22 protein-coding genes are annotated in these 23,235 nt (G+C 64.5%); 2 read left to right on the plus strand and 20 right to left on the minus strand.

The features are described 5' to 3' along the window. Window positions 1-21 precede the first annotated feature (21 nt). The 9 genes from VJ673_RS02300 to VJ673_RS02340 form a co-directional block, all read right to left on the minus strand. Window positions 22-2,439 carry a TIGR03087 family PEP-CTERM/XrtA system glycosyltransferase gene (locus VJ673_RS02300; protein WP_324124402.1) on the minus strand — a complete coding sequence of 806 codons (2,418 nt, stop codon included), beginning with the start codon at window positions 2,437-2,439 and terminating at the stop codon, window positions 22-24. A gap of 2 nt (window positions 2,440-2,441) precedes the next feature. Further along, a complete protein-coding gene (locus tag VJ673_RS02305; protein ID WP_324124403.1) occupies window positions 2,442-3,479 on the minus strand; it encodes a FemAB family XrtA/PEP-CTERM system-associated protein in 1,038 nt (345 codons plus the stop codon). Between the two features lie 32 nt (window positions 3,480-3,511). Further along, window positions 3,512-4,354 (minus strand): XrtA system polysaccharide deacetylase, encoded by an 843-nt coding sequence (locus VJ673_RS02310; protein ID WP_324124404.1) that lies wholly within the window; start codon window positions 4,352-4,354, stop codon window positions 3,512-3,514. Between the two features lie 2 nt (window positions 4,355-4,356). After that, entirely contained in the window at window positions 4,357-5,511 is a 1,155-nt protein-coding gene (wecB, locus tag VJ673_RS02315; protein ID WP_324124405.1) for a non-hydrolyzing UDP-N-acetylglucosamine 2-epimerase, read from the minus strand. Then, entirely contained in the window at window positions 5,501-6,583 is a 1,083-nt protein-coding gene (locus VJ673_RS02320) for an XrtA/PEP-CTERM system-associated ATPase (protein ID WP_324124406.1), read from the minus strand. The genes wecB and VJ673_RS02320 overlap by 11 nt, the downstream gene beginning before the upstream one ends. A 10-nt stretch (window positions 6,584-6,593) precedes the next feature. Then, window positions 6,594-8,102 (minus strand): TIGR03016 family PEP-CTERM system-associated outer membrane protein, encoded by a 1,509-nt coding sequence (locus tag VJ673_RS02325; protein WP_324124423.1) that lies wholly within the window; start codon window positions 8,100-8,102, stop codon window positions 6,594-6,596. A gap of 46 nt (window positions 8,103-8,148) precedes the next feature. Further along, the gene (locus tag VJ673_RS02330) at window positions 8,149-9,147 is read right to left on the minus strand and encodes an XrtA-associated tyrosine autokinase (protein WP_324124407.1); all 999 of its coding nucleotides are present in this window, start codon (window positions 9,145-9,147) and stop codon (window positions 8,149-8,151) included. Between the two features lie 21 nt (window positions 9,148-9,168). Further along, on the minus strand, window positions 9,169-10,713 hold the full coding sequence (locus VJ673_RS02335; RefSeq protein ID WP_324124408.1) for an XrtA system polysaccharide chain length determinant: 1,545 nt from the start codon (window positions 10,711-10,713) through the stop codon (window positions 9,169-9,171). 75 nt (window positions 10,714-10,788) lie between these two features. Continuing rightward, the gene (locus tag VJ673_RS02340; protein ID WP_324124409.1) at window positions 10,789-11,400 is read right to left on the minus strand and encodes an XrtA/PEP-CTERM system exopolysaccharide export protein; all 612 of its coding nucleotides are present in this window, start codon (window positions 11,398-11,400) and stop codon (window positions 10,789-10,791) included. Between the two features lie 311 nt (window positions 11,401-11,711). On the opposite strand from VJ673_RS02340, the gene VJ673_RS02345 reads away from it, so the two are divergent. After that, window positions 11,712-12,503 (plus strand): N-acyl amino acid synthase FeeM domain-containing protein, encoded by a 792-nt coding sequence (locus VJ673_RS02345; protein ID WP_414635624.1) that lies wholly within the window; start codon window positions 11,712-11,714, stop codon window positions 12,501-12,503. A 132-nt stretch (window positions 12,504-12,635) separates the two neighbouring features. Here the strand turns inward: VJ673_RS02345 and VJ673_RS02350 are convergent, their stop codons facing one another. Continuing rightward, window positions 12,636-13,715 carry a porin gene (locus tag VJ673_RS02350; RefSeq protein WP_324124411.1) on the minus strand — a complete coding sequence of 360 codons (1,080 nt, stop codon included), beginning with the start codon at window positions 13,713-13,715 and terminating at the stop codon, window positions 12,636-12,638. A gap of 429 nt (window positions 13,716-14,144) precedes the next feature. On the opposite strand from VJ673_RS02350, the gene rpoH reads away from it, so the two are divergent. Further along, entirely contained in the window at window positions 14,145-14,990 is an 846-nt protein-coding gene (rpoH, locus tag VJ673_RS02355) for an RNA polymerase sigma factor RpoH (protein ID WP_324124412.1), read from the plus strand. Between the two features lie 49 nt (window positions 14,991-15,039). Here rpoH and VJ673_RS02360 read toward each other — a convergent pair whose 3' ends face one another. The 10 genes from VJ673_RS02360 to VJ673_RS02405 form a co-directional block, all read right to left on the minus strand. Beyond that, window positions 15,040-15,633 (minus strand): SCO family protein, encoded by a 594-nt coding sequence (locus tag VJ673_RS02360; RefSeq protein ID WP_324124413.1) that lies wholly within the window; start codon window positions 15,631-15,633, stop codon window positions 15,040-15,042. Window positions 15,634-15,648: 15 nt separating this feature from the next. Beyond that, complete coding sequence (cyoE, locus tag VJ673_RS02365; RefSeq protein WP_324124414.1) at window positions 15,649-16,557, minus strand: heme o synthase; 909 nt, start codon at window positions 16,555-16,557, stop codon at window positions 15,649-15,651. Next, window positions 16,529-17,563, minus strand: coding sequence for a COX15/CtaA family protein (locus VJ673_RS02370; protein ID WP_324124415.1), 1,035 nt, complete (start codon window positions 17,561-17,563; stop codon window positions 16,529-16,531). The genes cyoE and VJ673_RS02370 overlap by 29 nt, the downstream gene beginning before the upstream one ends. Before the next feature lie 22 nt (window positions 17,564-17,585). Further along, complete coding sequence (locus VJ673_RS02375; RefSeq protein ID WP_324124416.1) at window positions 17,586-18,221, minus strand: SCO family protein; 636 nt, start codon at window positions 18,219-18,221, stop codon at window positions 17,586-17,588. Beyond that, entirely contained in the window at window positions 18,199-18,930 is a 732-nt protein-coding gene (locus VJ673_RS02380) for an SURF1 family protein (RefSeq protein WP_324124417.1), read from the minus strand. The genes VJ673_RS02375 and VJ673_RS02380 overlap by 23 nt, the downstream gene beginning before the upstream one ends. Window positions 18,931-18,943: 13 nt before the next feature. Beyond that, on the minus strand, window positions 18,944-19,795 hold the full coding sequence (locus VJ673_RS02385; protein WP_324124418.1) for a cytochrome c oxidase subunit 3: 852 nt from the start codon (window positions 19,793-19,795) through the stop codon (window positions 18,944-18,946). A gap of 24 nt (window positions 19,796-19,819) precedes the next feature. Beyond that, a complete protein-coding gene (locus VJ673_RS02390; protein WP_324124419.1) occupies window positions 19,820-20,047 on the minus strand; it encodes a DUF2970 domain-containing protein in 228 nt (75 codons plus the stop codon). After that, on the minus strand, window positions 20,044-20,613 hold the full coding sequence (locus VJ673_RS02395) for a cytochrome c oxidase assembly protein (protein ID WP_324124420.1): 570 nt from the start codon (window positions 20,611-20,613) through the stop codon (window positions 20,044-20,046). The genes VJ673_RS02390 and VJ673_RS02395 overlap by 4 nt, the downstream gene beginning before the upstream one ends. A 162-nt stretch (window positions 20,614-20,775) precedes the next feature. Continuing rightward, window positions 20,776-22,353 carry a cytochrome c oxidase subunit I gene (gene ctaD, locus VJ673_RS02400; protein WP_324124421.1) on the minus strand — a complete coding sequence of 526 codons (1,578 nt, stop codon included), beginning with the start codon at window positions 22,351-22,353 and terminating at the stop codon, window positions 20,776-20,778. Window positions 22,354-22,400: 47 nt separating this feature from the next. Next, a partial coding sequence (locus tag VJ673_RS02405) for a c-type cytochrome (RefSeq protein ID WP_324124422.1) occupies window positions 22,401-23,235 on the minus strand: 835 nt, incomplete at its 5' end.

Below are 23,235 nucleotides of genomic sequence, written 5' to 3' on the forward strand. Positions count from 1 at the left end.
CCGCTCAATCAACCACCGCTCTCACCCCACCGGCACCGGCCGCCCCGCGCCCGCCAGCAAGGACTCGTACAACCCAGCATAGGCCGCGACCATGCCGTCGATACTGAATTCCTGCTCCACCCGCTGCCGCCCCGCCGCGCCCTGCTGTCTGGCGAGGACGGGATCGAGCACATAACGTTCCAGCGCCTCCGCCAGCGCAGCGCTGTCGGCGGGCGGCACCAGCGCACCGGTTTCCCCCTCGACGACGAGCTCCGGATTCCCGCCGACCTGCGTCGCCACCACCGGCAAGCCGCTCGCCATCGCTTCGAGGACCGTGTTCGAAATCCCTTCCGCTCGTGACGGCAACGCAAACACGTCCATCGCCCGCATCAGCTCCGGCACGTCGCCGCGTTCGCCGACGAGCCACACCCGATCGGCGATTCCCGCCTCGCGGACGGCCGACTCCACCGCCCCCCTCAGCGCCCCGTCTCCGACGATCATCAGCCGCAGTCCCCGTCCGGCATCGCCGGCACGACCGACCAGCAAGACAAACGCAGCGACCAGATTCAGCGGATCCTTGATCGCCTCCAGGCGTCCCACCATGCCGATCACGCGGACCGGCTCGTCACCGAAGGGCCAGCCTTTCAGCGCCATCCGAAGCTCGCCGCCAGCGCGAAAACGCGCGGTATCGACACCATTACAAATCCTTACGACATACCGATCCGGCACGCCGACCGCTCCCGTCAAATATGAGCGCAGATGATTCGACAAGGCTATGTAATGGGTCACGAACGGGCGATATAGCCTTCGCATCACCCGAAATCGGCGGCGACTTCCGGCCGGGTCCGACACATCCCAGCCGTGTTCACCATGCACCCGCACCGGCACACCGGCCAAGCAAGCCGGCACCGCCGCCTCCAGCGCCGCCAGATTGCGCGTATGGACCACGGCCGGCCGCAGCTCGCGGAAGATCCGGTACAGCGCCGGATAGAGCTTCGCCCCGTGCCCCGGCGGCTTGTGCAGCGAAAAGTAGCGCACGTCGGGCTGCGTCACCCGCGCACAGAAGGCCGGCACGCATTCGGTCAGCGCGATAACCGCGTGGCGGAAGCGCGTCGCGGGCAGATGATTGATGAGATTGACGACGCCGTTTTCCAGCCCGCCGACGTCGAAGCGGTAGACGACATGTACGACCAGCGCACGCGGATCATCCTCGCGCCATGGCGAGACGCCGCCCGTTGCCGCGAGCGCCTTCGCCGGCGGCCCGGTGAGCAGCGCATCGAGCCGCGCCAGATGCGCCGCCCAGCTATATGCGCGCTGCACGCACTGTCGCGCGGCAGCGCCCATGGCCGCCGCCTTTGCGGGATTCGCCAGCAGCTCGAGGACGCGCTGCGCGAACTCCCCCTCCCCGTCGGCGACCACGAATTCCCGCCCCGGCTCCCCGGTCAGCCCGGTTGCTGACGCCGCCGACACCACGACCGGCCGCGCCATCGCCATCGCCTCGAGCACCTTGTTCTGGATACCGCGCGCGACCCGCAGCGGCGCGACGACGACGTCCGCCTGCGCAATCCAGGGCCGCACGTCGGGCACGCTGCCTGTGACGACGACTCCGTCCCCGGCGAGCGCCTGTACCTCAGGCGCCGGGTTCATGCCGACGATGAAGAAACGGACGTCAGTACGAGTCGCCCGCAGGATCGGCAGGATGTGGTGCGCGAACCAGCACACGGCGTCCACATTCGGCCAGTAGTCCATTGCCCCCGTGAACACGATCTTCGGTCCACCCGGCGGATGCAAGTCCGGGTAGTCGCGGTCGGGGGAAAAATACTCCTCGTCGACCCCGTTTGGCATCGCCGCCACCTTCGCCGCGACTTCCGGCGCCTGCCGCCGAAAGAGATCCGCCTCTGCCTCGGTCACGAACAGGGCCGCATCCGCACGCGCCGCCGCCTGCCGCTCGAACGCCAGCAGCCGCTCGCCTTCGCGCCGGTACAGCACCGACATCGGCCATGCGTGGCGATCCGCATACGCCGTCCACTTCGCCGAATCGACGTCGCAAAAATCGACCACACGACATTCCAGTCCGGGTACATCGAGGTACTGCGCCATCGGTCCGGAAAACGCCACCGCCCGCCGAATGCCCTGCTTGCGGACCACCTCGCCCACCCAGCGCCGCAGTCCCGAATCGCGGTAGTACGGCAGGCTCAGCGCCTCGCCCGTCAGCAACCCGCGCAGACTCGCTACACGCGCCTGACGCGACGCCAGCGGAATAGCGCACACCTCCTCGCACCATTCGCGCAGCGTCTCCACATGCGGCCAATCTTCCTGCTGATCGACAAATGTCCCGAGGAACACCCGATGCGAGCGCGCAAGCTGGCGCAGGATGTTGAACGAACGCAGCTTGTCGCCCTTGTTGGGCGGATAGGGGATGCGATGCACCAGGTACAGGAGCGGCGGCCGGCGGTCCATCGTCACCCCAGATTGCGAACGATATGCGGGCCCAACGCATTCGCCACCGACCGTGGCAGCCGCCGCCACAGCGCGATGAAGGCGCGGTACTTCGGATTCAGCGGATTGTTCTGCGGCACCTCATCGCGCTTGTACAACCGATATTCGTAGGACAGTGGCTGCGGCACGAAACCCCAGTTCTTCTTGAAACTGAACGAACCAGTGCCCACCTTGCTGCGGCCAAAGTCGAACAGGCGGTAGCCACGGGCTGCAGCCCTGCGCATCAGCTCCCAATACTTGAAATCGTTCGCCGCCAACTCGCGCGCCGCCTCCGCATCGCCCGCGTAATACGGCAAGACCTCGTCGCGAAAATAGAAGGACAGCACGCTCGACAGCGGCCTGCCGGAGCGATCCGTCACCGTCATCACATCGCAGTCGGGTCCGAACTCCTTCAGCAGCCGCGCGAAAAAGGCCTTGGGCAGCGCAGGCGTGCCATGCCGATGCACGTTGTCCGCGTACAGCGCAAAAAAACGCTCGACGTCGCCGTCGATCTCGCTCGCGAGCCCGTGGGCGATGCCCTTGCGCACCATTGCGCGCTGCTTGCGCGGAATCTCGCGCATGTTCGCATCGTCATCCGCGTGGATCGGCTTACGGAAGGTCACGTACAGATCCTGCCGCGGCCAGTCCGCATGTCGTGCCATCACGTTGCGAAATTCCAGATGCTGCACGCCCAGTCGACGCGCGATCGCCTCCGCCTCGGCCTCCAGCGGCGCGACCGCTTCGGCGGAACCCGCGATTCCGCCATATACGCAGAACGGCAGGGAGGTCAGCGCATGGCCGAAGAGCCGACTGCGGACCTCCGCCAGCGGCAGGACGCCGATGATCTCACCGGCTCGCTCGGCGAAGAGGAAGAAGGTCCGGTGCCCAAACACCTCGCGGACGATGCCTTCCCACGCCGAAAGATGGAAAAAAGTCCCCTCCGGGCAGGCCCGCACGAAAGCGTCCCAGCGCTCCCGCCCCTCGGCTGACAACTGCTTCACGACGACGGACGGACGATCCATTGCCCTCTCCAACACGCTACGAAATATCCGGTTTAGTCCGCGGCCACGTCGAAAACCTGATCGGCCCGGCCCCACTCGAAGTCATCGAGCAGACGCCGCAGGCGCGGCTCAGTGCGCGTGAGGTTCAAGTAGTGCCTGAAACGCGCCTTGGCCGGCGCGTCCTGCACGCGGGGCTGTTCGGGATCGAGCTCCCAAGGGTGGAAATAGAAGATCGCCGCCCGGCCGTCGGCTCGATTCACCCGGTCGATCTGCCAGCGCGACACGGCGTAGGGCAACAGTCGGAAGAAGCCTCCGCCGCCCGCCGGCCAATTGCGGCCCATCCAATGCGTCGTGCTGACCGGCACCTCCAGCAGGCCGTTGTCGAGCCGGAACGGAAAGCGCGGCGCATCCGGAATCCCGTAGTGGTCGTGCTTCACGGGGTACACGCTCGAACTGTAGACATAGCCCGCCTCGGCAATGCAATCGTGCGCCCAGAGATTGTCCGCCCCAATCGAGAAGCTCGGCGCCCGATAGCCGACGACTGGCAAGCCGGCCACATCCTCCAGCACCGCTTTCGCCAGCGCGATGTCTGCGAGGAAGCATTCGGGCGACTGCGCCGTCGCCCGTTCGTGCGCGTAACCGTGGCTCGCGATCTCGTGGCCCGCCTCCGCGATCCGCCGGATCAAATGCGGATAACGCTCCGCGATCCACCCCAATGTGAAGAAGGTCGCCAAGGCCTGCCGCTCCTCGAGAATCTCGAGGATGCGCTCAACGTTGCCCTCGACCCGGCACGGCACGCTGTCCCAGTCGCCGCGCGGGAAATGATGCGCGAGCGCCGACACCTGGAAGTAGTCTTCCACGTCGATGGTCAGCGCATTGACGATCGACGCGTCCATGCCTACAGCTCCGTCGCTTCCCGTTCGGCAAGCCAGGCCGACAGATGCGCTGCGATGCGCTCCGCCGCATGCCCGTCCCACAGCTCCGGCACCCGCCCGCGCTTGCCGCCGCCTGCCAACACGGTTGCCGCCGCCGCCCGCAAGGCATCGGGCTCGACGCCGACCACTGTATTGGTCCCCTGCTCGACCGTGATCGGACGCTCGGTATTCTCGCGGATCGTCAGGCAAGGCACGCCCAGCGCCGTCGTCTCCTCCTGGATGCCGCCCGAATCCGTCAGCACCACCGTCGCCCCCGCCATCAGCCCCAGCATCTCCAGGTAACCCTGCGGCGGCAGCACGATGAAGCCCTCCGCGGCGAGACGATCGATCAGCCCGAAGCGCTCCAGGTTGCCGCGCGTACGCGGATGCAGCGCGAGCACCAGCGGCAAGCGCTCGCTCACGTCCCGCAGCGCGTCGATGATTCCCATGAGCGTCGCCGGATGATCCACGTTCGACGGCCGGTGCAGCGTGACCACGCCGTACCCCCGCGCGATCCTCCGCTCGTCCATCCCCGCGAAGGCCAGCAGCTCCGCCGGCCGCGGCGCCTTCTCGACGTTCGCGAGCAGGCTGTCGATCATCACATTGCCGACGAAGACCACGCGCTCCGGCGCGACCCCCTCCCGCTCCAGATTCGCATGCGCGCTAAGCTCGGTCGTATAGAGAATGTCCGAGATCTGGTCGGTCAGTATCCGGTTGATCTCCTCCGGCATGCGCCGGTCGTTGCTGCGCAGTCCCGACTCCACGTGCGCGACCGGGATATGGCGCTTGACCGCCACCAGCGCGCACGCGAGCGTCGAATTCACGTCGCCCACGACCAGCACCGCACGTGCGCCATGCGCATCGATTACCGGCTCGAAGCGCTTCATCACCTCGGCGGTCTGCACGGCATGGCTGCCCGAGCCGACCTCGAGATTGACGTCCGGGCGCGGCATCCCGAGATCCGCGAAGAGGCGATCGTTCATCGCCACGTCGTAATGCTGCCCGGTGTGCACGAGCAAGGTGCGCGTCCCCGCATCCGGCATCGCGAGCGCCCGGATGATGGGCGCCATCTTCATGTAGTTGGGCCGCGCGCCGACCACGCAGATCACCGGCGCATCGCCCCTCACGTCACCGCTCATCGGCCTTGCTCCCCGACACTTCTGTGCGGCGCACCGCCTGCAACAACTGGTTCAGCACCTCAAGCGTCGCCGACATCGACTGTTCGAGGCCCGCGATGCGCGCCTCGATGCGCTGCACGTCGAAGGACGCCGCCATTCCCGCCGCCTGCTGCGCGAGCGCCGCCGACGCATGCAGCTTGCGCGGATCGATCCCATTGACGCGTACTTCGGTTCGCGCAGTCCCGTCGGCAGGCCGTGGGATCACGCCGACCGAAGCCGTCGAGAACTCTTCGTTCAACTCCTCGATCACTTCCTGCGCATCGGCATCGCTGATGCGGTGCCGTTCCGCAATGAAGGCAGAGAGCATCAGGCGATCGCACAGCGAATTGATACGACGCGGCAGGCCGCCCGAGTATCCGTAGACCGCGCGGAAGGTGCCGGCATCGAAAGACGGATCGCCCTGCCAGCCCACGTGGCGCAGGCGGTGCTCGATGTAGGCCTGCGTCTCGACGGCATCCATCGGACCCAGGTGATAGGACGCGATCACGCGCTGGCGCAACTGCTGCATCTGCGGCCGCTGCATCACGTCGCGGAACTCCGGCTGGCCGACGAGGAAACTCTGCAATAGCGCATGATCCTCGAGCTGAAAATTCGACAACATCCGCAACTCTTCCAGCGCCGACTCGCTCAGGTTCTGTGCCTCATCGACGATCAACAGCGCCCGCTTGCCGGAAGCCGCCAGCGACAGAAAGAAAGTCTCTAGCGCAAGCAACAGGCCCGCCTTGTCCAGCCCTCGGCTCGGCACGCCGAAGGCCGCGGCGACGATGCGCAGCACGTCCCCGTCATCCACGTGCGTGCTCACCAGATTGCCCGCGACCACCTTGCCCGGATCCAGGTGCTCCAGCAGGCTACGCACCAGTGTCGTCTTGCCGGCCCCGATCTCGCCGGTCACGACAATGAAGCCCTCGTTCTGGTGTAGCCCGTACTCCAGATACGCCATTGCCCTGCGATGACCGCGGCTACCGAAAAAGAAGGCCGGGTCCGGATTCAGCTGGAAGGGTTTGGCACGCAGCCGGAAGTAGGATTCGTACATGTAATACCGCTCAGAACCGCATGGAAAGCGTCGCCATGATCATGTTTTCAGTGAAGTCCGCCGCCCCTGTCGCGCGCTGAAACCGATATGTGAAATCACCTGCCGTCTTGGGACCGAACTGCTTCGACAGACCGACATTGAACATGGTGCGCTCAGTTTGTAGCGAGCTCGTCCCGACCCCCTCTGAGCGCGTCCGCGTAATGCTCGCATTCAGCGACGACTCGGCCGTCAGCCGATGGCTCAGAGCCACCGACGCCAGCCGCGATGTCAGCGTCGAGAAGCGCGAAAATTCGTCGCGCGTATCGAGGCCTGCCGCCGGCTCCAGGCGGGTCCGTTCATTTCGACTCAGGGACACCGTCAGGATATTTCGCAGGCCGATGAATGATGCGGTAGCGATGAGCTTACGGGTCAGATAATGCACATCGGTTACAAAAAAATCGCGCGATCCGATGGGCGGGAAACCCAGCAAGCTGCGGACGACCGCCTCGCGCTGGACCGGATCAGGAAAGAAGGAAGCCAGCGCGTCGTAGAGCGCCTTGAAATCCGGATCGCTGAATACGCTCGCACCCTGCGTCTCGAGCGACGACGTTATGTCGCGCACATAAGACAGGTTCCAGGTCGACAGCGCACGCCGGTGACTCAAACTCACGTCGTACGAACGACCGAAGAAACGATTCTCGGTCGTCGCGGACAAGCTCGTCCGCTCCGTGGGATGCCAGTCAAATCCACCCCCGACGATCGAGTGATCTTCGGGCTGGCCGGGCGTGAATTCGGTCTTCTCGTAGCCGCCGATGGCCCGCACCCGGAACTGCGGCGTCAGTGTCGCGAACAGCGTCGCCCGGCCGCTTTCCCGCGGCGCCGACCCCTGTGCCGTCTGGCTGTTCTCGGTTTCGGAACGGTCATACTGAAGACCCCAGCCGAAGGCTCCGAACTGCCTCGGATTCGAAAGTCCCGCGTTCCACTTCGACTCGCGACGAGACCCCAATCCCCCTCCGCCGGACATCCAGCGGCTCGAATAAAGCACTTGGCCCCGCGTGTCCGGACCGAAGTTGAGGAGCAAACGCGGACTGATCCCGTAGACGCGCGTCTCGCTGGCACTGCCCGTGTTCAACTCGTCCCCGCCACTGCGCCCCTGGAGCAGGGACCGATTGTTGCGGTTGATCGAAGCGTCGACATCGACGAAAAGCCGCTTTTCAATCGCCTCAGCCTCGCCAAACCCCTGCAGAGCCAGGAAGCTGTCATCCGAGCCAGCCCCATCCAGATGAACGACATTGCGCAGGCGCGCATTCAAATGCCCGCGCAATCCCCCGCTCTCGCGCACGACGGAAAGCGCTGGAGCGACCTCGGCTATCCACGCTCCGTTCTTGTTCGATCCGACATTGCCGTTGTCCGTATACTTAAGGCTGGCCTGCACCGATGGCACGATGGTCACTGCCCGGGACGTTGCCGGCGTCGCCGTTTCCGTCTCAGTCTCGGTTTCCGTCTGCGCCTGTGCGGCCGCCGACGCAAACACGAGCATCACTGCGAGCGCGATCGGGCTTGGCGCAATGCCTCGGCCAGCCTTCTCAGCTCTCCGCCGTCGAACCCGAGTCCGAACGCGGGTCTGCCCCATAGCCATAGCCATAGCCATATCCGTAGCCATATCCATATAGTTTGCCGCGCCCTCCCTCCTGTGCCTTGTTCAGCACGAGGGACTTCACCGGGCAGGACTCGATCGTCGACAAGGCCTGCCTGACGGCACCGTGAGTCGTCCGATCGGCCTCCACCACCATCACCACCTGCCCCATATGGGTCGCGAGCACTCTGGCCTCCGTCGTCGCGAGCAAGGGGGGCGAGTCAAACACGATGATACGTTCGGCATATCTCGCGGCCATTTCCTCGAGCATCCGGTTCATCGCGTCGGACGCGATCAGCTCCGTTGCATGAGGCTGCGCCATACCAGCAGGAAGGATCGCGAGCTTTTCCACATTGGTACGAAGGATCACCTTCGACAGATCGTGGACGTCGCCCACGAGCACATCCATCAAGCCCTTTTCAGGCGGCAATCCGAGCGCCTTCAACACGGACGGACGCGAGAAGTCAGCATCGACGAGCAGCACCGTGTGATCGAGCTCCATCGCGATACTCATCGCGAGGTTGATCGCCGTGAACGATTTGCCCTCTCCCGGCAAGGCGCTCGTAATCATGATCAGGTTGCCGTTTTCGACCGCGGCTGCCCCGCGTCCCTCTGCGTTGCGGATCAAGGGCCGCTTGATGACCCGATATTCCTCGGCGAGAATCGAACGAGGTAGGGTCGGGGTGACCATGCCCATGCGCTCCAACCGCGCCAGATCGATGACCACCGACCGTGTGCTCGGAGGCACTCCCGCGTGTCCGTCGGCGTCATCGATAGACCGCGACGCGCTCGAATGCGCCCCCTGCACAGGCCCTTTGACGACCGCGACTTCAAGCTCTTCGACCGCCTGCGAAACGACATCGGGGCGAGCGTCTTCCTCCGGACCGGGAACAGCATCGGCCCGCTTGATCATATCGAGCCGCTCGACCGCTTTTTCGATCAGACTCATACCTCAGCCCCCTCTCCGCACTCAGCCTTGCAGCAACTTCACGACCGCCGTTGCACCAGCCACGACGATCGCGTATGACGCGATTCCGCCGCTGAACGCCAGCAGTCCCCTGCGCTCTGCGCGGCTCCGCGCGGCGTCCCTCAACATCGTCACCGTCCCCAGCACCGGCAAGCCAGTGATCTCGCGAAGGTTGCGCAGATCGGTGAAAGCTGGCCGAACTTGCGCCAGCGCGAACGTAATAGCCATGCCTGCGAGCAGGGCCACCAGTCCCGCAAGCGGAAGCAGCAGCATCCTGTTCGGCGCGGCGGGTCGCAGCGGCAGGCTGGGGGGATCGATCACGCGAAACTCCGTCACGCCCCCCTTCGTATTCATCTCGACCGAAATGCTGGCGGATTCGCGCCGCTGAACCAGCGATTCATAGTTCCGCTTGTGCACGTCGTAATCTCGGTTCAACTGCGCCTGCTCGGCCTCGATCTTCGGAAGGAGTTCCGCCTGGGAACGCAGCTGCGCGACACGGCCGGTCAGCTCGCCGACGCGCGCCCGCAAGGACGAAACCTTGGCGTCGGCATCCGCCAGAGCGACTTTCAACTGCTGGTAGACAGGGTTGATGGCGCCGGAGCCGACCGATTCACCTCCTGTCTTACTCATCGACTCGAGTTCGCGCCGCTTCTGCTCCTCGAGATCAGCGATGACACGACGCGTCCCCACCACGTCCGGATGCTCGTTCGTATAGCGCTGCAACAAGCCATCCAGGTTCTTCTTCATCGTGTCGATGCGAGCGTCGTATTCCGACAGCGCCCCATTCGTCGCGCCCGATGCATCGGATCCGAGAGTCGTCTTTTCACCCGCCAACTGGCGTTCGAGCGAGCTGCGCGAGTTTTCCGCCTCCTTCAGCTCGAGCTGAGCCTCCTGCACCCGCGCATTCAGCTGCGCTATCTGCGAGACATAATCGTGCTCGCTGTCCCCGAGCAAAGCCATGTTCCGCAAGCGAAAATCCTTCAGCCGATTCTCCGCCTCGCTGAGTTTTTGCTCGTAGCCCGTAATCTGCTCGTCGATGAAACGCCGGGCAGAACTCGCGTCTTGCTGCTTGCCCACCAGCCCGGATTCGACGAATAGCGATACCAGCGCCTGCACCACACGTTGGGCACGTTCCGCACGCTTGTCCTGATACGCCAGCGTAAAGAGGTTGTCGCGTCCAGTGCTGCGGATCTGCAGATCGCCGATCAAGTCGAGAATCATCGCCTCGCGCTGCTCGGGCGTGCGCGCCTCATGATCGAGGTCGGCCATCGTAATGAGCTTCTCCACGTTCGGGCGCGTGATCAGCGTGCGGCTCAGGATCGTGACCTGCTGCTCGATGTTCGGCTGAACCGCGAGGCCGGACATCAGCGGACGCAACACCGACTGGGTGTCGACAAACACCCGCGCGGACGACTCGTAGCGGTCCGGCATCGTGTACACGATCGCGCCGCCGATGATGCCAAAAATCCACGTCGCAGCGAGTCCCCACCAGCGGAAACGCCACATCCCTCGCAGGTAACCGAAAATCTGGGTAAGCAGTTCTTCCATGAGTCCGCCCCTACAGCTCAGTGCGTCGCACTACAGACGGCCGGCGACGAGTGCGTCGCGGCCGGAAGCTGGAAATCAGAACCAGCTCTGAGGAATGATCAGCACGTCGCCGGGACGCATTTCCACGTTCGCGGAAACGTCACCCCGCTTCAACAGATCCTTCAGGCGCACGCTGTATTGCTTGTTCCCTTCGGAAGTGCGCAGGATCGTCGCACTGTTGCCGTCGGCAAACTCGGTGATTCCCCCGACCTTCGTCATCACATCGAGGAGCGTCATCTTTTGCACGTAGGAGAGCGTCTGCGGCTTGGCCGCTTCGCCGACGACGCGCACCTGTTCGCTATAAGGCCCCACGAAAGTGGTGACCACGACCGTCACGATCGGATCCCGGATGAATTTTCCGAGGGCCTTCTCGATATCGCGAGCGAGAGTGGAAGCGTCCTTGCCCTGGGCAGGAAGATCCTCGACGAGCGGCGTCGTGATCTTGCCGTCAGGGCGAACCGGTACGGACTTGGACAGTTCCTGGTTGCGCCAGACCACGATGTCGACCATGTCGCCCGGACCGATCACGTAGTTGTACTCGGCTTCTGCCGCTGTCGGCGGCGCCGGCGGATAGGAAGTGCTCGCACACCCGGACAAGCCGGCGAGAACGGCCAGGATACCCAGGCACCTGCCGATACCCGTGCCCATCTTTGATGCTGAGTGAATCATGGCTGACTACCCCCTTCTAACGGTCATCCCGAATCGGTCGCACATTCGGAGAATCTCTGAAAAGCCCGACCCGCACAAGAACGCGAAAGTAACAAGGCGAAGCGGGCTTTACAGAGACTCCCCGAGCCATGCTATGGGAATTTCGAGTCCCTGCCGTGTGAAAAATTACACAACCGCTTACAGCGAACCCTCGACTCCGCCGCTAGAGTCTCACGCAACCCGCGGCCGGCCTCCCCTCCATTTGGGGCGGCAGGACATACATTCATGCGTCAGGGAGGGGAATCAACCCGATGGATATTGCTGCCCGTCATAATTTGCCGCTCGCCCAGGAGACAGCCAAGACTTCTCCTGACTTCCACCCCCGGGCCAATGTAAGCGCCTCGCGCCTTGTTACAGATTTTTCGATCATCCGGGATGATTACCACCTCCGGATAGTCCCCAGGGAAGGTCCGCTCCGTCAGGATGTCAATCGCCTCGTCGAGCGCATGTATGAATGGCGCGGATTGAACACCGATCAGAGCATCGTTCCCGATCTCCACCGCGAACAGACCACGATCGCAGCCTGCAAGGGCGACCGTGTTTTCGGAACCTTGACTGTCGCCGTCGACAGCGGCCACGGATTGCTCGCCGACACCTTGTATCGACCACAGATCGACGCCGCGCGCGAAGGGGGAGCACGGGTCTGCGAGGTCACGCGTCTCGCGATGGACACTGAACTCGGAACCCCGCAAGCCCTCGCGTCCCTTTTCCACATCGGGGTCATCGTCGCCCGAACCGTTCACGGCATGAGCGACGTCTTCGTCGAGGTCAATCCGCGGCACGCGCCGTATTACCGCAGGATGATGGGTTACAGCCTGGCAGGCCCGAACCTGACCTGCCCGCGTGTCGGCGCACCGGCAGTCCTGCTGCGGCTGTCGCTCGCCCACGCCGAACAGCAGGCACGGGAACACGGCGGAACGAACAACATGAAACGCCACGGCCTGTACGGGCTGTTCTTTTCGCCCGCCGAACAGACCGAGATCCTGCGCCACATGCTGGCAGGCGTGGAACGGCGTGCAACGCGGCGACCGCCGGCCAACTGACGCTCCGTCTCGCAGAAACAACCACAAGAGCCGGGACGCTTGACGCGTCCCGGCTCTTTTTTTGCCCCCCGAACGGGCAAAAAAAAACGGGCGCCAAAGCGCCCGTTTCGATCTCCAATCGTCGAGAGACGATTAGAAGGTGTGACGCATACCGACGGTGAAGAGGCTGCTCTGCTCGCCCGACACGCCCAGCGCGGTAACTTGGCCGGCACCGTTGGAGGCGAAGTCGTCGTTGTAGATGCGGTTGTAGGCAACGTAACCGGTGGTGCGCTTCGACATCGCCTGGGTGTACATGACGGTCCAGCCGCGGGCATCAGCGTTGTTCGAGTCCTTGTTGGTGAAGCGACCGTAATCGACATGCACCTTGCCGGCGGCGCTGACCGGAACGATCACACCAACGTTCCAGAGGCGGACGGACTGGTCGACGCCGGTTTGAGTCGTCGTGACGCCAGTAGCTTTGTCAAGAACGGCGACCGAGTAATCAACACCCTTGCCAGCCTGGTACGAAGCATCGACTTCGAGGAAGCCGAAGTCATAGCCGCCGCCAATATACCATTCACGCTGGTTTTCGCTGCCAGGCTGGTGCAGCATCTGGAAGACCGCGCCGACCTTGACCGGACCGTTCGCGTAGTCAACGCCCAGGCCCCACTTGTCGTCGATCGACGGCTTGTCGATCGAGGCTTCGCCGTCGTTGGCGGCGTAGATCGCCTTGATGCCCAGGCCGCTGAACGAGCCGTTGTAGGCGATCGAGTTGTTCCAACGAGCGCCGCTGTTCGGGGTGATGGTCAGGCCAGCGTTGTTCGAGAAGATCGACTGCACCGAGACGTTCGACGACAGGGCAGCGTCGTAGCCGGCGAAGTAGCCCGGAGCGTACTGACGGCCGAGGGTCACGGCACCGAAGGCACTCTGCAGGCCGACATAGGCCTGACGGCTGAACTGACGGGTCGACTGGTGGAAGGTGCCGTCATCGATGTTGAAGCCTTGCTCGAGCTGGAACACAGCCTTCAGGCCGTTGCCCAGTTCTTCCGCGCCCTTGAAGCCGAGGCGGTTGCCCGACAGGACACCACCGACCACGCCACGGAACTCTTCCTTGTCAGCATGACCAACGCCGAGGCCGGCATCAACGATACCGTAGATGGTGACGTTCGACTGCGCGAAGGCCGGAGCGGCGGCGAGGCCGGCGATGGCCAGGGCGATCAGTTTCTTCTGCATGTATTTCTCCTCTGATTTGAAGTTGAAGCCCCGGCGTGAGCCGCGGCCCGACTTACCTCTCTAGTGAGAAGTTGGAGCGATTGTGCAAATGGGCATGCAACCAACGCAAGGACGGATCGTCTAGAACAGAAGAAACGGCTAAAAGATGTTGCACTGGCGCAACACGGGCCTCCATGGCCGCCCTCCGGTCAATGGCGGAAAGGACGCCTGCATGGGCCGGCAGCCGCTGCAACCCATTGGCGTAACTAATATTTTCGGAGCGAGCCGACCTGTGACTGGGGCCCGGCGGGGCGCTCTGTTCCGACGTCGTCAGTGTCTTCTTCCCTGCATATCCCGACGTGGTTTGGGCTCGTGCAGCGGGAACTCTTTGACCCGCTTAGCACTCTCTTCACGCGAGTGCTAATATTTGTCCGAGGAGGACAGACGTAGATGAACCAGACCCTGTCATTGCCGGTCCCTTCTGCCCTTGGCAGCATCGACCAGTATATCCAGACGGTGAATCGCATCCCGCTGCTCAGCGAGCGCGAGGAGATGGAATTGGCTACGCGCCTGCGGAACGAGGACGACCTCGACGCCGCGCGCAAGCTCGTGATGTCGCACCTGCGCCTGGTGGTCGCGATCGCTCGCGGCTACCTGGGATACGGTTTGCCGCATGCCGATCTGATCCAGGAGGGCAACATCGGCCTGATGAAGGCCGTGAAGCGCTTTGACCCATCGCGCGGTGTGCGCCTGGTGTCGTTCGCGATGCACTGGATCAAGGCCGAGATTCACGAGTACGTGCTGAAGAACTGGCGTCTCGTGAAGATTGCGACGACGAAGGCCCAACGTAAGCTGTTCTTCAACCTGCGTAGCCTCAAACGGGACACTGCTGCGCTTCATGGCGACGAAATCCAGGCGGTGGCGGCGCGGCTCGGCGTGAAGGCCGAGGACGTCATCGAGATGGAAACGCGGCTAAGCGGCCGCGACGTGCCGCTCGAGGGGGACAGCGACGACGACGAACACTTCGCGCCGATCGCCTACCTTCCGGACCCGCACGCGGAGCCGTCCGAAGTACTGGAGCGCGCGCAGCTCGCGCACCTGCAGGACGTCGGTCTGCATAACGCGCTGGCGAGTCTCGACGAACGCAGTCGAGAGATCGTGCGACGCCGCTGGCTGACCGAAGGCGAGAGTGCGACCTTGCACGAACTGGCCGCCGAGTATGGCGTATCCGCCGAACGCATCCGCCAGATCGAGGCGAAGGCGATGCAGAAGATGCGAGGACTGCTGGCCGCCTGAAGGCGACCGCGTCCGCTTGCGATCGACGGCAGCCTTCAGGCTGCCGTTTTTATTTTCCGGCGAGCAGTGTGCGGAGGTCGGTCGCGATGTTTTCGGCGGATTCGTCGTGCTTGACGTACAAGCGCAGCCGGCCGGCCGGATCGAAAATGTAGGTGCCGGTGGAATGGTCGACGCTGTAGTTCGGACCGTCGGTATCGCCCGACTTGCGATAGAACACGCGGAACTCCTTGGCGACGTCCGCCGTCTGGGTCGCGTCGCCGCGCAGCGCAAGAAAGCGCGGATCGAAGGCCGGCAGGTACTGCGCGAGCAGCGCCTGGGTGTCGCGCTCGGGGTCGACAGTGACGAAGAGGACTTGCACGCGGTCGGCATCGGGGCCGAGAAGGCGCATCACTTCGGCCATCGTCGAGAGGTTGGTCGGACAGACGTCCGGACACTGGGTATAGCCGAAGAATAGCGTGACAGCCTTGCCTTTGAAGTCGGCGAGCGAACGCGGTGTGCCGTTCTGGTCGGTCAGCGCGAAGTTCTTGCCGTAATCGGCGCCCGTGATGTCGCTGTTGCGGAAGGTGGTGGCCGCCGGTCCGGTGTGGTCGGAACAGGCGGCAAGGACGAAGGCGCAGGCGACAGCAAGCAGGAAGCGAAACATGTTTCCATCAGGGAATCAGAACCGGAGGTAATGATCCGCCAGGAGCGCTGCAAAGAGCAAGAAGAGGTACAGGATCGAGTAGCGAAAGGTCCTGCGCGCGCGGCCGTCGCTATAGTTCACGTACAGGCCCCACGCATGGCGCAGGAAGACCGCGCCGAGCCCGAGGGCGGCGACGAGGTACGGCAAGCCGCTCATGCGGATGGCGAAGGGTAGCAGCGTGACGCCCAGCAGGATGCAGGTATACAGCAGCACCGACAGGCGAGTGAATTCCGAACCGTGAGTCACGGGCAACATCGGCAGTCCAGCGCGCGCGTAGTCGGCGCTGCGATAAAGGGCCAGCGACCAGAAGTGCGGCGGCGTCCAGGCGAAGATGATGAGGAAGAGCAGCAGCGCGTCGGCGCTGACCTCGCCCGTCACCGCGGCCCAGCCGAGCACCGGCGGCATCGCTCCGGAAGCGCCCCCGATCACGATGTTCTGCGGCGTACGGGGCTTGAGTAGCACGGTGTAGACGACCGCGTAGCCGACGAAGGTGGCGAGCGTCAGCCACATCGTGAGCGGATTCACCAGCAGATAGAGCAGCGCGAGTCCTGTTCCGCCCAGTCCGGCGGCAAATCCGAGTGTTTCGCCTGGCCCCAGGTCGCCCCGCGGCAGGGGACGGGCGCGCGTGCGGGTCATGCGTGCGTCGATGCCGGCTTCGATGAGGCAGTTGATCGACGCCGCGGCGCCGGCGACACAGGCGATGCCGACGGTTGCGGCGAGCACCGTCGCAGGCGGCGGCAATCCGTTAGGCACGGCGAGGAACATGCCGATGATCGCGCAGAAGACGATCAGCGTATTGACTCGGGGCTTCGTCAGCACATAGAAGGCGTGCAGGCGACGGCCGACGGCGGCCGTTTCAGGCGAAAGCGTTTTCGCGACGGGCATAATCCCTCCTCCGCCCGGCTTCAGCGGGCGCCTGCATGGCCCGCAGCCGGTAGTTGATCCACACGAGAACCAGCAAGAGAACGACGGCACCGGCGTTGTGCGCGACGGCCAGCGCGAGCGGCAGGCCGAGGGCGACGTTGGCGATGCCGAGGCCGATCTGCAAGGACACGGCGCCGAGCAGAAGAAAACCGGCAGCTTGCGTGCCTTGCCGCCGCAACAGCACCCAGCCGAGCGCGATCAGGGCAGTGCCGGTCAGCAGGGCGCCGAGCCGGTGTGCCCAGTGGATCGCGGTCAGGGCCGCGAGCGAAAGGGTCTGCCCGTCGGCCGTCATGCCGAGTTCGCGCACGACGTGGAAGGCGTTGAGGTAGTCGGCCGTCGGCCACAGGCTGCCCTGGCAGGTCGGGAAGTCGGCGCACGCGAGGGCCGCGTAGTTGGTACTGGTCCAGCCGCCGAGTACGATCTGGCCTGCGAGCAGGACGAAAGCCAGCCTTGCGAGCACAACGGCGCCGCGTGGCGATTCGTCGCGCACGACCCCGTGCGCACGCAGGGCGAGCCACGCGAGCAGTCCAAGCGTCGTGAGTCCGCCGATCAGGTGCGCGGTGACGATGGCGGGTTTGAGCAGCAGCGTCACCGTCCACTTGCCGAGTAGTCCCTGCACGACGACGACGCCGACCAGGGCCGCGGCGACGCGCCAGGCAACCGCCGGATGGCTGCGACAACGCCAAGCCCGCGCCGCAATCGCGAGAATCAGCAGGCCGAGCGTGCCAGCGAGGTAGCGGTGGATCATTTCCTTCCAGGCCTTCGGCGCACTGACCGGCCCTTGCGGATTCGCGGCGTAGATCGCATTGATGTCGTCGGCCGCGTGATGCGGGCTGATTTGGCCGTAGCAGCCCGGCCAGTCGGGGCAGCCAAGGCCGGCGTCGGAGAGCCGGACGTAGGCGCCGAAGACCACGACAACGGCGGTCAGCGCGAGGGCAACGACGAGCAAGCGGCGGTAGAGGGGCACAGGCAGTCTCCGGGCTTCGCGCTCAACGGCGCCCGAGCGAGGAATACTTCAACAGCCGCTGCAGGTCCTTGACGACCTTGCGCGGATCGGCCTTGTCGGGGAAGCGCATGATGGCGTTGCCGAGTGGATCGACGAGATAGACGTGCACGCCGGACCTCGCGTCGGGCAGTGCGTCGAGCCAAGTCGATTCCCCGATCGCGATCCTGAGCCCGTCCTGAGTCGCGAGGCGTTCACGCGGGGGAGCGGTGCCATCGGTGACGATCCACAGCCGTGCGACGCGGTTCATTTCCTGTCCCTGCGCGAGGCGCGACTGACGCATCAGGTACAGCGCGTCGGCACAGCTTGCGGGGCATGCGGACGGACCCGCGTAGACCAGGGTCCATCGGCCCGTGAACTCGGAACGCACGAATCCGTCCTGTCCGTCGAGACCCGCGAGGAACGCCGACGGCAGTTGCACGGGCGTGATCAACTCGCCGTAGTTCACCCGCCCCCGCGGCTGCCAGACGTAGTAGGCGAAATAGGAGGCCAGGACGGGCAGGATGCACACGGCGGCGAGCAGCACGAGCGTTCGCCTGGACCTCCGCAGCCGGGCATCGGCTGCAGGCTGCTCGGGTTTGCGGGATTGCGAATGTCGGTCAGCGAGAATCACGGCGGCCATGGAGCCTCCATAAACGAATGTCAGCCGATTGCCACACGTAGCACAGGGTCAGCGCCGCGGCGAGTGCCGCCATCGCGTACCACTGAAAGGCGTAGCCGCGATGCCGATCGATGCCAGCATCCGGCGCCGGCCAGTCGCGTACGAGGCTGTCCGGCGCGGGGTCGTTCTGCTGCACGTAGAAATCTGCAACGGGAATCGATGACCAGACTCGATACCGCGCGAGATCCAGGGCCTGCCAGACGATGCCCGGCTCCGTCGCGGCCTCCCCCTCCAGCGTGAAGGGCTTGCTCTCGGGATGACGGACCCGGCCGGAGATCTCGACCTCGCCGCCCGGAGTCGTCACAGCAGGACGCTGTGCGCGATCGGCCGGCGCGGCGACCCAGCCGCGGTTGACGAGCACCCAGCCGCCCCGCCCCGCGAGGCGCAGCGGAGTGAACACGTGGAAACCGGCGCGCCCCGCGTGCACGCGGTTGTCGATCAGGATCGTGCGATCCGCGAGCCACTGGCCGCGCAGATCGACGACCTGCCATTCGGCCGGCGGCTGCGTGCCGAGCGGATGCGGCGCGCTCCGCTCCGGCGAAGCGTATTCCGCCTGCAGCACCGCCTTTTCGTCCGCCCGACGGATCTGCCAGTTGCCCAGCTGCAGCGTCAGCACCGCGACGGCGATGCCGGCGAGCAGCGGAACGAAGTGCAGACGTCGGGCCGCCATGCCTTTGCTTCCGTCACAGCCAATAGACGACGACGAAGAGCATCAGCCATACGACGTCGACGAAGTGCCAGTACCAGGTCGCCGCTTCGAAGCCGAAGTGGTCGTCCGGACGGAAGTGTCCCGCCATCGCGCGGAACAGCATCACGGTGAGCATGATCGCGCCGACCGTGACATGCAGGCCGTGGAAGCCCGTCAGGAAGTAGAAGGTCGAGCCGTAGATGCCGGTGTCGAGCCGAAGGTTGAGCTCGGAGTACGCGTGGCTGTACTCGTGAACCTGCAGAGTGAGGAAGGTCACGCCAAGGATGATCGTGAGGAGCAGTCCGAGCTTCAGCTGGCCGCGATTGCCGTTGCGCAGGCCGTGGTGCGCCCAGGTGAGCGTGCCGCCGGAAGTGAGCAGGATGATGGTGTTGATCGCCGGGATGCCCCAGGCGTCCATCGGAGTAAAGGGCGCGGCCTTGCCCGGGCCCGCGGTCGGCCAGTTGCCGACGAAGCCCTGCCACAGCAACGCAAGGTTGTCGCCGCTGGAAAGCCAGGGCACGCTGAGGACGCGGACGTAGAACAAGGCGCCGAAGAAGGCGGCGAAGAACATCACCTCCGAGAAGATGAACCAGCCCATCGACCAGCGGAAGGAGCGGTCGACGCGACGGCCATACTTGCCGCTTTCGGATTCGCGCACAACCTGCCCGAACCAGCCGAACATCATGAAGACGAGCACCGCGATGCCGAGGAAGAAGATCCATCGCCCGGGACCGACGTTGTTGAGCCACATCGCGGCGCCGGAGCCGAAGAGCAGCAGGGCGATCGAACCGAAGATCGGGAATTTGGACGGTTCCGGTACGAAGTACTTTTCCAAGGTATGAGCCATGAGCAGCCTCCCTTTCCGTTACCGTTACCTTGAGCCGACGACCAGCCGCACCACGAGGACCAGCGTCAGGACGAAGAAGATTCCTGCCAGCAGGCCGGCAAGGATGACCGCGCGCGGATCGAGCGAGCGCGCATCGCGGTGATAATCATGGCGCCCGCGAACGCCGATGAAGGACCACAGCACCGCGCGCAGCGTGGCCAGGAAACCGGCGCGTTCGGGTCCGTCGTCGTGCGGGGTTGGCTCTCCATTCACGTCGCCCCTCCGGCCGCGCCGTCCGGCCCGGCGATGCGCCGCGCGGCGATCTCGAAGAAAGTGTATGACAGCGTGATCACCGTGACGTCGGCCGGCAGCCCAGGGTCGACGACGAAGGCCACCGGCATGGTGCGCTTTTCACCGGCGCCCAGCGTTTGGCGGGCGAAACAGAAGCATTCGAGCTTGCGGAAGAACTGGCCGGCGACGACGGGCCCGTAGCTCGGGACCGCCTGACCAGTCACCGGTTCGTTGCGCGTGTTCGAGACTTCATAGTTGATCGTCACCAGTTCCCCGGGATGTATGCGCACCTCGGTCTGCAGTGGACGGAAATGCCAGGGCAGATCGTGCGTGTTGGCGTCGAACTGCACGGTAATCGTGCGCGACAGGTCGACCTGCGTGTTCGCCACGGTGTCGGGCTTGATCAGGTTGTTGATGCCCGTAACTTCGCAGATCGTCTTGTAGAAGGGCACGAGCAGGAAACCGAAGCCGAACATCACCACTGCGGCGATCGCGAGACGGACCAGCAGGCGATGGTTGTCTGCGGAGATCGATGCACTGTGCCTCATGACGCATACCCCCTGAACTGCAGGATCGCCGCGACGAAGAACGCCAGCGCGACAGCAGCCAGAGCCAGCGCTATGCGTCGGTTGGCAATGCGGAGACGGGATTCACGGCTCGTCGGCATGGATCTCTGGCTCGGGGAAGTTCGACGGGGTCGCGATCGACCCTTAATGAACTATAGGTGCTTCATCGAAGGTGTGATGGGGCGCGGGCGACGGCACCGTCCATTCCAGTCCTTCGGCGCCTTCCCAGGAACGCGCCGCAGCCGGCTCGCCGCCGCGGATGCACTTGATCACCGCGACGAGGAAGATCAGCTGCGACAGTCCGAAGCCGAAGGCGCCGATCGACACCAGCATGTTGAAGTCCGCGAACTGCAGCGCGTAATCCGGAATGCGCCGCGGCATGCCTGCGAGGCCGAGGAAGTGCATCGGGAAGAAGGTGACGTTGAAGAACACGATCGAGCACCAGAAATGCAGCTTGCCGATCCGTTCGTCCGGCATGTGGCCCGTCCACTTCGGCATCCAGTAGTAGGCGCCCGCGAACAGCGCGAAGAGGCTGCCGGCGACCAGCACGTAGTGGAAGTGCGCGACGACGTAGTAAGTGTCCTGGAGCTGGATGTCGATCGGCGCGATCGCGCAGATCAGGCCGGTGAAGCCGCCGATGGTGAAGACAAACAGGAAGCCGACCGCGAACAGCATCGGCGTCTCGAAGCTCAGCGCGCCGCGCCACATCGTCGCGATCCAGTTGAAGACCTTTACGCCGGTCGGCACCGCGATCAGCATCGTCGCGTACATGAAGAAGAGCTGGCCCACCGCCGGCATGCCGGTCGTGAACATGTGGTGCGCCCATACGCTGAAGGACAGGATCGCGATCGATGCCGTCGCGTAGACCATCGATGCGTAGCCGAACAGCGGCTTGCGCGAGAAGGTCGGGATGATCTGGCTGATGATGCCGAAGGCCGGGAGGATCATGATGTAGACCTCCGGGTGGCCGAAGAACCAGAACACGTGCTGATACAGGACCGGATCGCCGCCGCCCGCGGCGCTGAAGAAGCTGGTGCCGAAATGGCGATCGGCGAGCACCATCGTCACCGCACCGGCGAGCACGGGCATCACCGCGATCAGCAGGTAGGCGGTGATCAGCCATGTCCAGCAGAACAGCGGCATCTTCATCAGCGTCATGCCGGGTGCGCGCATGTTGAGGACCGTCACGACGATGTTGATCGCGCCCATGATCGAGCTCAGGCCCATGATGTGGAGGGCGAAGATCGCCATGTCCATGCCCATGCCCATCTGCACGGAGAGCGGCGCATAGAGCGTCCAGCCGGCGGCAGTCGCGCCGCCGGGGACGAAGAAGGAGCCGATCAGCAGGATCGCGGCGGGCGGCAGCAGCCAGAAGCTCCAGTTGTTCATCCGCGCGAAGGCCATGTCGGGCGCGCCGATCATCAGCGGGATCTGCCAGTTCGCGAAGCCGACGAAGGCCGGCATGATCGCGCCGAACACCATCACGAGACCGTGCATCGTGGTGAGCTGGTTGAAGAACTCGGGCTGCACGATCTGCAGACCGGGCTGGAAGAGCTCCGCCCGGATCGTCAGCGCCATCACGCCCCCTGAGAGGAACATGAGGAAGCTGAAGACCATGTACATCGTGCCGATGTCCTTGTGGTTGGTCGTCGTGATCCAGCGCATCAGGCCGGTCGGGCCGTGATGGTCGCCGTGCAGGTGATCGGTCATTACTGCCGCCATGCTGCCTCCTTCACGAGTGTGCCGCGTTGCGGCCGCTTACTGCCCGCTTACTGCGCCCGGCCCGCCGCGACCTGCTTCGGCTGGATCGCCTCGCCGGTCTTGTTGCTCCAGCTGTTGCGGGTGTAGGTGATCACGGCGGCGATGTCGGTGTCGGGGAGTTGCTTGCCGAATGCCTGCATCGCGGTGCCGGGACGTCCGTTGAGCACGACGTGGATCTGCCCCGCAGCCTCGCCCAGCACCACCTTCGAGCCGTCGAGCGGCGGGAACATACCCGGGATGCCTTTGCCGGTGGGCTGATGGCAGGGCGCGCAGTTCGCCGTGAAGACCTTCTCGCCGCGCTCCATCAACTCGTCGCGCGTCCATTCGCGGTTGGCTTCGCCCGCTGCCGCCGCCAGTGCCGCCGTCTGGCGCTGCGCCCATTCGCTGTATGCCTGCTGCGACACGACGTGCACCTCGATCGGCATGAAGCCGTGGTCACGACCGCAGAGCTCGGCACAGTTGCCGCGATACACGCCTTCCTTGTCGGCCCGGAACCAGGTATCGCGGATGAAGCCTGGAATCGCATCCTGCTTCACGCCGAAGGCAGGCATCCACCACGAATGGATGACATCGTTGGCCGTCGTCAGGATGCGGACCTTCTTGCCGACGGGCACGACGACCGGGTTGTCGACCTCGACGAGGTAGTGCTCGCCCTTGGCCGCCTGCCCGCTGACCTGATTGCGGGGCGTCGCCAGGCTGGAGAGGAAGCGGATGCCCTGCCCTTCGCCCTGCAGGTAGTCGTAGCCCCACTTCCACTGGTAGCCGGTGGCCTTGATCGTGATGTCCGGGTCGCGCGTGTCCTTCATTTCCAGCACGGTCTTGGTCGCCGGCCAGGCCATGCCG

It is taken from the genome of Aromatoleum sp., from assembly GCF_035254505.1.
In the GTDB taxonomy this organism is placed as follows: Bacteria; Pseudomonadota; Gammaproteobacteria; order Burkholderiales; family Rhodocyclaceae; genus Aromatoleum.